The 13,157-nt window shown below is 41.7% G+C and carries 8 protein-coding genes; 6 read left to right on the top strand and 2 right to left on the bottom strand.

The genetic code is table 11. The features are described from left to right. Positions 1-104 precede the first annotated feature (104 nt). The 6 genes from ACOI22_RS10870 to ACOI22_RS10845 all read left to right on the top strand — a co-directional run bounded on the left by ACOI22_RS10870 (position 105) and on the right by ACOI22_RS10845 (position 10,484). A complete protein-coding gene (locus tag ACOI22_RS10870) occupies positions 105-3,089 on the top strand; it encodes a TonB-dependent receptor (protein WP_420672047.1) in 2,985 nt (994 codons plus the stop codon). Between the two features lie 101 nt (positions 3,090-3,190). Beyond that, positions 3,191-4,738 carry a tryptophan halogenase family protein gene (locus tag ACOI22_RS10865; RefSeq protein ID WP_420672046.1) on the top strand — a complete coding sequence of 516 codons (1,548 nt, stop codon included), beginning with the start codon at positions 3,191-3,193 and terminating at the stop codon, positions 4,736-4,738. A 31-nt stretch (positions 4,739-4,769) separates the two neighbouring features. Beyond that, positions 4,770-6,302 (top strand): tryptophan halogenase family protein, encoded by a 1,533-nt coding sequence (locus tag ACOI22_RS10860; protein WP_420672045.1) that lies wholly within the window; start codon positions 4,770-4,772, stop codon positions 6,300-6,302. A 186-nt stretch (positions 6,303-6,488) separates the two neighbouring features. Then, complete coding sequence (locus ACOI22_RS10855; RefSeq protein WP_420672044.1) at positions 6,489-7,820, top strand: GH1 family beta-glucosidase; 1,332 nt, start codon at positions 6,489-6,491, stop codon at positions 7,818-7,820. 36 nt (positions 7,821-7,856) lie between these two features. Further along, positions 7,857-9,380: an MFS transporter gene (locus ACOI22_RS10850; RefSeq protein ID WP_420672043.1), complete on the top strand. Its 1,524-nt coding sequence runs from the start codon at positions 7,857-7,859 to the stop codon at positions 9,378-9,380. A 111-nt stretch (positions 9,381-9,491) separates the two neighbouring features. Next, positions 9,492-10,484 carry a LacI family DNA-binding transcriptional regulator gene (locus tag ACOI22_RS10845; protein ID WP_420672042.1) on the top strand — a complete coding sequence of 331 codons (993 nt, stop codon included), beginning with the start codon at positions 9,492-9,494 and terminating at the stop codon, positions 10,482-10,484. 11 nt (positions 10,485-10,495) lie between these two features. Here ACOI22_RS10845 and ACOI22_RS10840 read toward each other — a convergent pair whose 3' ends face one another. Beyond that, on the bottom strand, positions 10,496-11,611 hold the full coding sequence (locus ACOI22_RS10840; RefSeq protein WP_420672041.1) for a lactonase family protein: 1,116 nt from the start codon (positions 11,609-11,611) through the stop codon (positions 10,496-10,498). Positions 11,612-11,654: 43 nt separating this feature from the next. Continuing rightward, on the bottom strand, positions 11,655-13,028 hold the full coding sequence (locus ACOI22_RS10835) for an amidohydrolase family protein (RefSeq protein ID WP_420672040.1): 1,374 nt from the start codon (positions 13,026-13,028) through the stop codon (positions 11,655-11,657). Between the last annotated feature and the right edge of the window lie 129 nt (positions 13,029-13,157).

The following is a 13,157-nucleotide window of genomic DNA, read 5'->3' as shown; positions in this document are numbered from 1 at the left end:
ATTGATGGCACACTCGAATCGTTTATCAGGCGATTGCCAAAAATTGAGAGAAATTTATAGCATATTAAAATGTTTATATTTACCAATGGTTTGGGGAACACATTATGTATCAGAATGGATTTACTAAAACAAGAATTGCAACAAGTTTGTCACTTATATTAGGTGTAGCCAGCATACCTGCTATTTCAGCCGCACAAGAACAAAATCAGGTGGATGCTGATGTGGAGGTAGTTTCTGTTAGCGGCATTCGTTCAAGTATTCGCGAGTCAACCAGACTTAAACGAGACGGTGCAGGCGTTGTTGATGCCATTTCTGCTGAAGACATTGGTAAATTCCCCGACACCAACTTAGCGGAATCTTTACAGCGTATTACCGGTGTGTCTATTGACCGAGAAAACGGTGAAGGCAGTAAAGTTACCGTGCGAGGCTTTGGACCTGATTTTAATATGGTTACCTTAAACGGCAGAACCATGCCGGGTTCGAGTTTGCCAGCTGGCGGTGGTGTTGCCAACTCACGCGCTTTCGATTTTTCGAACTTAGCCTCTGATTCAGTTAAATCAATTTCAGTTTATAAAACAGGCCGAGCAAACATTGCTACAGGTGGCATTGGTGCCACAATTGATATTGTTACTGCCAAGCCTTTAGATAACCCTGGTTTTCAAGCCAGTGTGGGTGCGAAAGCCCTAATGGATACCACTAATCGTGTGGGCGATGACGTAACACCTGAGCTTTCGGGCTTAGTTAGTTGGACCGATGAAGAACAAGTTTTTGGCATTTCGTTGTCTGCTAATGTGCAGGAGCGACACAGTTCAGCGTCAGGCGCTTTTGTTAATCAATGGAGAACATCTGAATATGATGGCACTATCCCGCAGGCTGCAAGCGATATTCAACTAAGCAATGAGCCAGAGTTGGGGCAATTATATTCAATGCCTTCTGATTTGCGTTATTTCATTACTGACCAAGAGCGTGAGCGCACAAACGCACAGCTTACTGTGCAATTTAGACCCATTGACGCGCTTACTGCAACCTTAGACTATACCCATTCAAAACAAGATATTTTTCAAGCTCGCGCAGAGCAATCGATTTGGATGGATACATACAAATCTAATTTAGGTTTTGATGATGAAACGGTGGCAACACCAGTAGATTACAACGAAGACCGAGGTGATCAAGCCCCGCGTGACTTAGGTTTAGCGCTACAAGAGCTTAACCAAACCAATAAAAATGATTCTTTAGGCCTTAACTTACGCTATGAAGTAAATGACTATTTTACACTAACGTTTGATGGGCACAGCTCTACCGCAGAAAGCACTCCTGATGCAGAATACGGCAGTTGGGTAAATACTGGCTTAGGCTCAAATGTGGTAGCAGGGCAAAGTGTTGACTTTACTGACGGTTATCCAATTATGCGCATAGAGTTTGACGATTGTGATGCTCGACGGGGCCTAAACTGTAATGGCGTGCTTGACCAAGATGACGTAGGCACATCTATTCTTGATATGAATTACGCTACCCAAAAAACCGAAATCGACCAATTCAGAGTGATGGGCACCTATGAATTTGAAGAAGGTAGCATTGAATTTGGTGTTGAGTCACGTGCCATGGAAAGTCATTCTACACAAAGCTTAACCCGCCATACTATGGGGAACTGGGGGGTTGAAAACCCAGGTGAATTACCAGAGGGTTACTTAACCCCAGTTGATTTTACAAGTGAAATTAACGATTACTCAAGCAATGGCGCATTGAACACTGGGTTTACAGGCAGTGCATCACAAGTAGGCGCTTGGGCGGCGCAAAACTATGGTTTTGATTTCGTTGCTGATGGCGCATTTGCGACTAACCGAACAATTGAGGAAGATGTAGCGGCGGCTTACTTCCAGCTTGCTCTTAAGGGTGAACTAGGCGGTCGCCCATACAATGTTAATGCGGGCCTGCGTTTTGAAAGCACTGATATTACGTCAACTGCTAATGTTGCCTTGCCTAATGCAGTAGCATGGGAAGGGAACAATGACTTTAACGTAAGGTTTGGCGATGGCATGCAAGATTTTTCTGAAGATGCTAGCTACAGCCATTTGTTACCTAGCTTTGATTTTGACATTGAAGTAGTAGACGATGTAATAACACGTTTCTCGTATAGCAAAACTATTTCGCGCCCTACGTATGATCAGCTCAGTGCTGCGGCGTCATCTGTATCAGGACCTTCAGGCCCAACAACCTTAGCTGGAGTGCAATTAGGTACAGCGTCAAGCGGCAATCCAAGCTTGCTTCCCCTTGAATCTGACAACTTAGATTTATCAGTAGAATGGTATATTTCAGATACGAGTTACTTATCATTAGGTTACTACGAAAAACGCGTAAACAATTTTGCAGGCCGCCAGCCGGTTGTCGAAAATGTATATGGTTTACGTGATGCCACAGCGGGCCCAAGAGCGCAAGCGGCTATAACGGCACTAGAAGAATTAGGCGAAGAAATTACCGATACTAACTTGTTTGCCATGGTAGCGGCTATGGAAAATGGCGTTGACTTTTACTCAATGCCAGCAGAAGCCTTTGAGGTCGAATACGACGTGATAGCAAATAGTGACGATCCTTTGATGGACTTCACCGTGACTAAGTTTGTAAACAATAAACAAGCAAAAATTGATGGATTTGAAGTGGCTGCACAGCACTTCTTAGGTGATACCGGGTTTGGTATTCAGGCCAACTATACAACCGTAAATGGCGATGTAGGATTTGATAACAACGGTGACCCATCAATAACCCAGTTTGCTTTAGTGGGCTTAAGTGATACAGCCAATTTAATATTGATGTATGAAAAAGATGCTATTCAAGCCAGAATTGCTTACAACTGGCGTGATAAATTTTTGTACACGCAAGCGCAGTATATTAATGAGCCTGGATATACAGAAGCCTACTCGCAAATCGACTTTAACGTAGCGTATCAAGTGAATGAAAGTTTGTCGGTATTTGTTGAAGGTATCAATATTACTGGTGAAGATACAAGAACCCATGGCAGAACGTCTGTTCAGCTTTGGAGCTTGTCAGAACAAGAAGCGCGTTATGCATTAGGTGCGCGTTATACCTTCTAAGCCTGTTTGTGTAAATGAAGTAGTGTGTGTGTGAATAAATACCGTGCATAAGCACGGTATTTATTTTTTAATTACAACCATCGTTATTAAAGGAGCTAAATATGGATAAGCCTATAAAACGAATTGTAATTGTGGGCGCAGGTTCAGCGGGCTGGATTACCGCTGGCATACTAGCTGCCGAGCACTGCACTAGTGCACTTAGCGATATTAAGCTTGTGTTAATTGAATCTCCAAACGTGGCAACGATTGGTGTAGGTGAAGGTACATGGCCTTCTATGCGAAACACCTTAGAGCGAATGGGAATTAACGAGCTTGAGTTTTTAAGTAAGTGTGACGCTTCATTTAAGCAAGGCTCTAAATTTGTCAATTGGAATAATTTGAGTCAATCAGATTTTTACTATCACCCCTTCATGACCCCCGATGGCTATGGCCAAATAGATTTGCACGGTGCTTGGCAAAGTTACTATAAAAAACAATCTTTTGCAGATGCGATTAATATTCAAAGCCATGTATGTGAAGCAGGCCTAGCGCCTAAGCAACAAGGCACACCTGCTTATGCAGCGGTTACCAACTACGGCTATCATTTAGATGCGGGTAAATTTGCCCAATTGTTAAAAGAACACTGTACTTCAAAGCTTAGCGTAGAGCATATACTTGCTCATGTTGATGGCATTATTTCGAGTGAAAATGGTGACATACAAGCCATTCAAACGGCTAAGCATGGCAATATTGAGGGTGACCTATTTATAGATTGTACCGGCCAGCAATCATTATTGCTGGGCAAGCACTATAAAGTAAATATGATCAGCCAAAAGCACATCCTATTTAATGATTCTGCTCTTGCGCTACAAGTACCCTACTGCAGTGAAAATGATGCAATTGCATCGGCGACTATTTCAAGCGCACAAACCGCAGGCTGGATTTGGGATATAGGCTTACAGTCAAGAAGAGGCGTTGGCTATACTTATTCAAGCGAACATATTAGTGACGAACAAGCGAAACAAGACTTACTTGCTTATGTTGCAAGCTCTCAGGGTGGTCAGAGTGCTGATAACTTGGAACCTAAAAAGCTGAGTTTTACCCCGGGTTACAGAGAAGAGTTTTGGCATAAAAACTGTTTAGCTATTGGCATGTCAGCAGGCTTTATCGAACCTCTTGAAGCCTCGGCTTTAGCCATGGTTGAATTATCAGTGAGTATGTTGTCAGATGAACTGCCTAGAACGCGTAAGCATATGGATATAATCAGCAAACGTTTTAACGCAAGGTTCACATACAGATGGCAGCGCGTTATTGATTTTCTTAAGCTTCATTACGTGCTTAGTGAACGCAACGACTCGCAATATTGGCTTGACAATAAACAAGGTGATTCAATAAGTGAGTCATTACAAGAGATGTTAAGGCTTTGGCAATTTCAACCGCCAAGCCGCTATGATTTTGTGCAAAACGAAGAAATATTTCCATCAGCTAGTTATCAATACGTACTTTATGGCATGGGCTTTAATACTCAACAAAGTACACATAAGCAACCTTCAAAATCGAGTAAATTTGCGGTACAAGCCATTGAAACCGTACAAGGTAAAGTGCATCAATATTTAAGTGGACTCCCTACAAATAGGGTTTTACTGAATGCTTTAAAAGAACTGCAATAGTAATGCGGGTTAAATTAAAGGGAGCTAAAGCATGACAAAAACAATCAATAACGTCGTTATTGCTGGAGGCGGAACTGCTGGCTGGATGGCCGCCGCGGCTTTCACAAAATTACTAGGCAACAATGTAAGCGTTACGCTTGTTGAGTCTGACGACATTGGCACTGTAGGAGTGGGAGAAGCCACTATACCGCCTATTAAAACCTTTCATAAACTGCTGGGTATTAATGAACAAGAATTAATGCGCGCTACGCAGGCTACTTTTAAGTTAGGTATTCAGTTTGAAAACTGGGGGCAACAGGGTGATAGCTATATTCATTCTTTTGGCGTAACGGGCAAAGAGTGCTGGGCAGGTGAGTTTCATCATTTTTGGCTTCACGGTTTACGTAAAGGCATTTGTGCAGAATTTGGTGAGTATTGCTATGAACTACAAGCTGCCAAGGCGAATAAATTTGCACTATCAAACACTACGCCTATTAACTATGCGTATCATTTAGATGCCAGTTTATACGCTAAATTTTTGCGGAGTTTTAGCGAAAACCTAGGTGCCACGCGTATTGAAGGAAAAATTAACAGCGTAAACAAACATAATGATACAGGCGATATTGCATCACTTACATTAGATTCAGGGCAAACCATTGAAGGTGATTTTTTTATTGATTGCACTGGCTTTAAAGGGTTGCTAATAGAGCAAGCCTTACACACTGGCTTTGATGATTGGTCACATTATTTACCATGTGATAGCGCGGTCGCCGTACAAACAAAATCTGTATCAGCGCCTATTCCTTATACTCGCTCAATTGCTCGTAACAGCGGTTGGCAGTGGAAAATCCCTTTGCAAAGCCGAGTGGGCAATGGCCTTGTGTTTTGTAGTAAATACTGTAGCGATGAAGAAGCAATAAGCACCTTAATGGCTAATATTGATGGCGAAGCGCTGACTGAGCCAAGAGTCATTAAATTTAATACCGGCAAACGCCGCAAGGGCTGGAATAAAAACTGCGTTGCCCTGGGGTTATCGAGTGGGTTTATAGAGCCGCTAGAATCTACCAGCATTCATTTAATTATGTCAGGCATTATTAGGCTATTACGTTTGTTTCCCTTTGAGGGAATTGAACCTTCAGCGGTAGCAGAATATAACAGCAAGTCAGACTCAGAGCTAAATGCCGTAAGAGATTTTATTGTACTGCACTATAAGGCCACGCAGCGAAATGACTCCGAGTTTTGGCAGCATTGTAAAAATATGGAAGTACCGCCTTCTTTAAGTCACAAAATTAAATTGTTTAAAGAAACCGGGCGTGTCTTTTTAGATGATGGTGACATTTTCCGTGTGGATTCGTGGACGCAGGTTATGTTAGGGCAAGGCATTATGCCAAGTCAGTATCATAAAATTGCCAACATTATGAGTGATCAAGAACTGCATAATTTTATGCAAAGCATTAAATCATCTATTGCCAATGCGGTTGAAAAACTACCCTCTCATGCAGAGTTTATTCAGCATTATTGTAAATCGCAAGATGCTAGTCTGAGTGAAAATCAACTAGATGCCAAATATGAAGTCGAAAGCTAATTTTACGCTCTGTATTTGGCGGCTAACTGGCTGAATAATATAATTAAATAGGCAATAAAATAAAGTGGTTGATATTCGAATTAGAAACAATTAACCTTAAATGTAAGCGCTTTCATTTTTTGCTAAAGCAATTTTTACCGAGCGATATATTGCTCTAAATAATTTTAAACGTAGGTTCTAAATAACATGACAGCAAAACTCTCGTTACCCCAAAGCTCTAAAATGCTTTCAAAAGATTTCGTGTATGGTGTAGCCACCGCATCATTTCAAATAGAAGGTGGGGCAAGTAAAAGGCTGCCATGTATTTGGGATACTTTTTGCGATACGCCAAATAAGGTAGTGGATGGCTCAAATGGTCAAACGGCATGTGATCACTTTCATTTGTGGAAAGAAGATATTGCCTTAATTGACTCATTAGGCGTTGATGCTTACCGTTTGTCTATTTCGTGGCCCCGTGTTATTACCAAAGAAGGTAAGTTAAATCCAGAAGGTGTTCAGTTTTACACCAACATTCTTGAAAGCCTAAAAAGCCGAAATATTAAAGCCTTCGTTACGCTATATCACTGGGATTTACCACAGTATTTAGAAGACGAAGGTGGTTGGTTAAACCGCAACACCGCATACAAATTTAGAGATTACGTTGAGTTAATCAGTACCGCCTTTGGTGATTTGGTTCATTCTTACGCAACTTTAAACGAACCTTTTTGCAGTTCATTTTTAGGCTACGAAGTGGGTGTTCACGCGCCAGGTAAAGTAGGTAAAGAATATGGCCGTAAAGCTGCTCACCATTTGTTGTTGGCCCATGGTTTAGCAATGCAAGTATTGGCGAAAACTAGCCCGAATACAAAAAATGGAATAGTGCTTAACTTTACACCTTGTTACAGCGAAACAGATTCAGCAGCCGACAAACAAGCTGCCGCATTCGCTGACGACTATTTTAACCAGTGGTATATACAACCCATATACGAGGGTAAGTACCCTGATATTATTAATAAGCTACCTATTGCGCATCGCCCCGATATTGTAGAGGGTGATATGGAAATTATTTCGCAGCCTACCGATTATTTGGGTGTAAATTTCTACACAAGAGCTATATATCGCTATGATGATAAAGAATACTTTTTTCAAATTGAGCCGCCCGAGCCTAGAACGGATATTGGGTGGGAAATATATCCACAAGCATTCACTGATTTGTTAGTGTCTTTAAATGAAAAATATAGCCTCCCTCCCATATACATAACTGAAAATGGTGCATCTATTGATGATGTTATAGTGGCTGGGAAGGTAGAAGATGTGCGCCGCTTTAATTACTATCAGCAACATTTGAATGCAGTGAATGATGCAATCGAAAAAGGGGTGGTGGTGCATGGCTATTTTGCTTGGAGCTTAATGGATAATTTTGAATGGGCTGAGGGGTACTTAAAGCGTTTTGGCATAGTATACGTAGACTACGACACGCAAATTAGAACCATAAAACAAAGTGGTTATGCGTACAAAGCACTTATTAGCAATAGATGAAAACACATAAATTAAGCTCATTAGGTAAGAAGTACTATGCATAAACTGCCGGTAAAAGAAAAAATAGCCTATGCAATGGGTGATGCGGCCGCAAATTTGGTTTGGAGAGGGGCACTTGCTTACTTAGCGGTGTTCTATACCGATACCTTTGGAATTAGTGCGGCGGCAGCGGCTATGTTGTTTTTAGTGGTGCGTTTATCTGATGGCGTAACCGACATTATTATGGGCATGATTGCCGATAGAACTAATACACCACAAGGTAAGTTCCGCCCTTGGATTTTGTGGTCTACGCCATTATTAGCGCTTTTCATGGTGCTATGCTTTACCACGCCTGACATGAATTACACCAGTAAACTGGTTTACGCTTACCTTACTTATATAGGTTTAACACTTGCCTATACCATTAACAACGTTCCGTATTCAGCGCTTATGGGCGTAATGACACCAAGTGATACAGAGCGCACAAGCTTATCGGGCTTTCGTTTTGCTGGCGCGTTTGCCGGTGGCCTGTTGGTTATGGGCTTTTTACCCGAATTAGTGGCTTATTTTGGTGAGGGCGACAAAGCGCAAGGCTACCAATACACCATGTATTTGTTTGCGGCCTTACTCACGGTATTAATGCTAATTACTTACGCCTTTACTCATGAACGCGTTCAGCCCATTGTGGATCAAACTCGCTCTTTAAAAACTGAGCTATTTGATTTGAGTAAAAATTTACCCCTCATTATATTGCCTCTTTTATCAGCTACTTTGTTCTTTTATTATCGTGGCTGGTTAAGCGGCTTATTTTTTGCCGTGGTAGTGGTGGGTATGTGGGTATTAGCGAAGCGTTTTACTCGCCAAAATGCTGATACCTTAAGCGGTACTCAGCGTGACATGCTTGACTTACTCACTAACAAACCCTGGCTAATATTGTTGGGCATGGGCTTTTTAACCATGATGTTCAATGGCATTAAATACGGCGTAATAGCTTATTACTTCAAGTATGTTATTGGCGATGAATTATTAGCGGGCCAGTACTTCATTGCGCTATTGGTAGTGTCTATTTTAGGGGCGCTATGTACCAGTTATTTGTCTAGTAAAATTGGCAAGCCGCAGCTGTTTATATTGTCGCTTGTATGCAGTGGTTTATTAACGGCGGGTTTTTATTGGATACCTGAAGGGGATGTTCAGGCTGTGTTTATTCTAGGGTGTTCGGCTGAATTTTTTGCGGCAATGATGCCAACATTGTTTTTCACTATGCTAGGTGATGCTGCTGATTATTCTGAATGGAAAAATGGTAGGCGAGCGACTGGGCTTGTGTATTCAGCCGGTACCTTTGTGCAAAAAACCGGCGGCGGCTTTGCCGGCGCTTTGGTGTTAGTTGTATTGGCCGGTTATGGCTACGAAGGGTTAAATCCTGATAGCGTTGATGCCGCTTTGCCGGGTATGCATTTATTGATGAGCCTAATACCAGCAGCGTTTGCCGGAGCAAGTGCAATTTTAATGTTGTTTTATCCTTTATCAACTAAGAAGAACGCGCAAATTAGTAAAGATTTGATACAAAGGCGAGCCGCTTAAATGAGTCTATGTTTGTAACAATATGATTAAACTAAAGCTTCTTTTACCATTGTGTTAACATTAACTTCGGCTTTAAAAAACACATAGATTAACGCGTAGTTTAGGAATTTCATGGCGACAATTTACGAAGTATCAAATTTAGCGGGCGTTTCACTTGCCACTGTTTCACGCGTTATTAATAACAAAACGCCGGTGAGTGAAAAAACGCGTAAAAAAGTTGAGTCAGCCATGCAAGAATTAGGTTATAGGCCTAATGCCATTGCTCAGTCTTTGGCTTCTAACCGCACCAACAGTGTAGGTATTTTGGTTTCGGAATTACATGGCCCGTTCTTTGGCCAAATGATGGCGGGCATTGAAGCTGAATTACGATCTGCTGGTAAACATGTCATTATAACCACCGGACACAGCGAAGAAGAGCGAGAAAAAGACGGAATTGAATTTCTTATTTCGCGCAACTGTGATGCGCTTATTGTGCATGTTGAATCTGTAGATGATGATTATTTAAAACAGCTATCAAAAGGCGATACGCCCATTTATTTCATGAGCCGTATTGTGGAAGATTTAGAGTCAAAGTGTATATATTTAGACAACGAATTAGGCGGCTATTTAGCCGCTAAAGCCGTGATTGATTTAGGCCATGAGCATATAGCGTATATTTCGGGGCCACAATTTAAAGCTGACTCAAAAGATCGCTTGCGCGGGCATAAACGCGCGCTTGATGAACATGGTTTAACATTCAATGAAGCCTTATATTTTGAGGGTGAGTATAAAGAAAACTGCGGTATTGAAGGGGTTAAACAGCTACTAGGACTTGGCTTAGAGTTTACTGCAATTGTTTGCGGTAACGATGAAATAGCCTTAGGCGCACTTACTTATGCTCGCGAGTTTGGTATGGTTGTGCCGCGTGATATTTCAATTATTGGATTTGATAACACCATATTGTCATCCTATATTTACCCCAAACTTACCACTATTGATAACCCTGTAAATAAGATGGGGCACATGGCCGCAAAATTAGTACTCAAAGATGTGTATCAGCATAGCAATTTAGATATTGATCACTCGTTTGTGCCTTCTCTAATTTTGCGAGAGTCCATTTCCTAAGTTTCAGCTTATTATAAATTACCAATATAAGAGGGTGTGCTAAGTGCTAGCTGCATTTTAGTGGCTGACAACATACCGCTTTTTTCGTCTCTGGCTAGTACTGAAATATCGCCTGATTTCTGATTGGCAATAAGTAAGTACTTGCCATCAGCTGAAAGCTCAATATCACGTGGCCAATTACCCATAGTAGAATGCATTTGCACTAATGCTAGTTTACCTTCTGTATTCGCGCTTAATACCGCTATTTTATTCACGCCGCGCACTGCCGCGTAAACATAACGTCCATCAGCACTTACCTTGATGGCCGATGCCCAGTTGCCTTCTACTTCCGCATCTTCAAGCAAGTTCACTTTTTGCAGGCGCAATAACTTCCCAGTATCGGCTTGTTGCTCAAACACGGTAACGGTGTTTGATAATTCGTTCAACGAATAAACCACGTTTGTGTTTGGGTGTAAGGCTATATGACGCGGGCCATCACCAATATCAAGCTTAGCGGCAAGCTGGGCATCAAATGCATCGTTTTGGCTATCAAATACCTTAATTTCATCAGTGCCTAAATCTACCGCATATAAAAACCGCCCCGTTTTATCCCATTGCACATAGTGCATATGCGGCGCTTCTTGGCGGCTATGCTCACCTTTGCCTTGGTTCTTAAAATACGCACTTTGCGATAAGGCCATAAGTTGTTGATCAATTGAAAATACACGAATGTCGCCTGAGGAATAATTCGCAATAGCTACCTTTTCGTTATTTGGGCTAGTGGATATATGGCAGGTATGGCGGCCCAAATCTTCAATTTTTTGCACCATTGTATAGTCCTTTGACGCTTCGTTCCACATGAAGCTAGCAATGCCGCCGCTATCATTTTCAAGCGCAGCTAACATGTTTTTGGTTTCGCTATTAATGCTTAAATAGGCTGGATTGGTAGCCCGGGCAACTAAGCCTAAATTAGTCAATGTTTGCTTTTCATCATCGAGCGTAATTTTGTACACTCCCTCACTGTCGCTTTGGGTGTATGTCCCTATTAGAAATTGCTGCTGGGCAGCAATAGATGTATTCGCCACAAATAACATTATTACGGCCATGAACATACTGGGTTTAATTACTTTTTTTAGATGCGCGTGCATAACAATTTATCATCCTTTAAATTTTTTGTGGCGCCAAAGCTACTTAATCAAAAGTAGCCTTGCCATCAATTTTATAAACATGGCCGCCTTTCATAACCATATCAACATTCTGCAGTAAGTTAATGTAACGCAGTACATCGCCTTTAACCGCAATAATATCAGCGTATTTGCCAGCAGTTACCGTACCTGACTTATCACTTACTTTCATAAGTACCGACGGCCAATATGTGGCAGCTCTTATAGTATCCATGGCCGGAATATCCATTTCATCTACCCAAAACGCCATCTCGTTCCACGTACTTTGGCAATGAAACTTCGTTGGAATTCCGCTATCGGTGCCAATTAGCATTACCACGCCGGATTCTTTCAACTGCTTTATTTTGTTCTTAAGAGTAGGCTTTCGTAGAGGTGTAAGAGCCATATAATCAAGTTGCCCTACATTTTCTAATGAAGCCCTAATGTCTTCAATAGTGCTTGGCTCTAAACCACGATGCCAACATTGGTTGTCTAGGCGTTCCGGGTTGGCTACGGTTAAATCATAGTTCCATAATCCCTCAACAGTGGGCGTCCAATACAAAGGGCCGCCAGCAACGCGACCCTTAGCGGTGCGTTCAATTAACAATTCCATAATATCGTCAGGGTAAGCTGGGGCTGTAGTTAATCCAGTATGTTCAAAGTTATCTACACCAATGGCCAAACCACGCCTAATTTCATCGGGCTTATGTGAATGCGCCACCACTATTAAGTCACGCTCGTGGGCTTGATCCACTATAGCTTGAGACGTTTCTAAGCTCATCATGTCGTGGTCAATTAATTTAATAATATCTACGCCAGCATCAGCTAGTTTATTCACTTTGCGTTTAGCATCAGAAGGATTTTTAATGCCCCATCTAAACGCCTCTGTGCCAGGATACGCTTTGTGCTGTAAAAACGGGCCAGATACATAAAGACGTGGGCCCGGTAGTTCACCTGTATCAATTTTGGTTTTTACGTCTATAGATTCTTTCAAGGGCGCACCTAAATCACGCGCGCTGGTAATACCGGCAAGTAGCAGCTGTTCAGCGCTGGCTGGCATTATTTCACTGCCTAGTTTATTAATATAGGCTTTGTCCCAGTAGGTATAATCAGAATGTCCATTTAACATTAAGTGGGCGTGGTTTTCCCACAAACCAGGCAATACGTCCATGCCTTCTGTTGATATCACTTCATAACCTTCAGGTACAGGCAAGGTTTTTACAGTGCCCACTTGTTCTATAATACCGTCTTTGATCAAGATAACACTATCGGCAATAGGCTGATGCCCGTAACCATCTATTAAGCGCCCGCCCACTAGTGCTTTTGATTGTGCCCAAGCAGGTAGTGCGGCACTTAAACTACTAAGTAAAACCAATGTGGAAATTATTTTTCTTGTTATCATGAAACCTTCCTGTGGTAATAAATTGAACACCTAATATAGACCTATAAAATCAATAATAAAAGCACTGTAATAAAATAGCCAAGTGCTAATATAAATACTATCAAAACAGATAGTTTGTTATTTGGCGCT

The organism is Glaciecola sp. 2405UD65-10 (assembly GCF_048820975.1).
GTDB lineage: Bacteria > Pseudomonadota > Gammaproteobacteria > Enterobacterales > Alteromonadaceae > Glaciecola.
Note: the sequence above shows the minus strand (reverse complement) of the source record. Positions and strands in the feature narration are given on the sequence as shown.

What these genes read in the sequence shown, in the direction of transcription:
- ACOI22_RS10870 (WP_420672047.1), top strand. Translation starts at nt 105, where the DNA reads ATGTATCAGAATGGATTTACTAAAACAAGAATTGCAACAAGTTTGTCA.
- ACOI22_RS10865 (WP_420672046.1), top strand. Translation starts at nt 3,191, where the DNA reads ATGGATAAGCCTATAAAACGAATTGTAATTGTGGGCGCAGGTTCAGCG.
- ACOI22_RS10860 (WP_420672045.1), top strand. Translation starts at nt 4,770, where the DNA reads ATGACAAAAACAATCAATAACGTCGTTATTGCTGGAGGCGGAACTGCT.
- ACOI22_RS10855 (WP_420672044.1), top strand. Translation starts at nt 6,489, where the DNA reads ATGACAGCAAAACTCTCGTTACCCCAAAGCTCTAAAATGCTTTCAAAA.
- ACOI22_RS10850 (WP_420672043.1), top strand. Translation starts at nt 7,857, where the DNA reads ATGCATAAACTGCCGGTAAAAGAAAAAATAGCCTATGCAATGGGTGAT.
- ACOI22_RS10845 (WP_420672042.1), top strand. Translation starts at nt 9,492, where the DNA reads ATGGCGACAATTTACGAAGTATCAAATTTAGCGGGCGTTTCACTTGCC.
- ACOI22_RS10840 (WP_420672041.1), bottom strand. Translation starts at nt 11,611, where the DNA reads ATGCACGCGCATCTAAAAAAAGTAATTAAACCCAGTATGTTCATGGCC.
- ACOI22_RS10835 (WP_420672040.1), bottom strand. Translation starts at nt 13,028, where the DNA reads ATGATAACAAGAAAAATAATTTCCACATTGGTTTTACTTAGTAGTTTA.